The sequence below is a fragment of the Marinomonas sp. SBI8L genome, from assembly GCF_001624705.1.
GTDB lineage: Bacteria > Pseudomonadota > Gammaproteobacteria > Pseudomonadales > Marinomonadaceae > Marinomonas.
The window spans coordinates 1-501 of the sequence record NZ_JSEO01000045.1 but is presented as its reverse complement, the minus strand read 5'-3'; the positions used below and the strand labels follow the sequence as shown (position 1 = coordinate 501).

Annotated in this window: 1 protein-coding gene; it reads right to left on the bottom strand. The window is 43.3% G+C overall.

Annotated elements, in window-relative coordinates:
* Window positions 1-501, bottom strand: a 501-nt coding sequence (locus OA91_RS23825; protein ID WP_157203900.1) for an ATP-binding protein, incomplete at both ends; no start/stop codon positions are given.

Sequence of the window (501 nt, the reverse complement as noted above, 5' to 3'; positions counted from 1 at the left end):
CATCAATTAATTCCAGTAAATCACTCCGTTGTTGAGCCGTTAATGGCTCTAACCCCCAATCATCTAAGATCAGTAAACTGGCCGAGCTAAGCTTGTTAATTAGCTTGCGATAACTGCCATCTGCCTGCGCCAGAAACATTTTTTCTAATAGCTCTTTGAGCCTAAAATAGTAAACGCTATTCCCTTGTTGGCAGTGGTTTTGACCAAGCGCGCAAGCGAGATAAGTTTTGCCACAGCCAGTTGCTCCTGTGATCAAGATATTTTGATGAAGGCGAAGCCATTCCCCTTGTGCCAATGAGCGGATCTGTGTTTTATCTAGTTGTCGTTCTGCGCCATAATTTAACTGGCTAAGCGTGCCGCCAACTCTGAATTTAGCTTGTCGAGTTAAGCGATCAATTTTTCGTTGATCACGTTGTGTTATCTCAACATCAAGCAGTAAACTTAACCGCTCTTCGAAGCTCTGTTCTACGTATAGATTGGGCTGTTCATACTGTTGCTGTA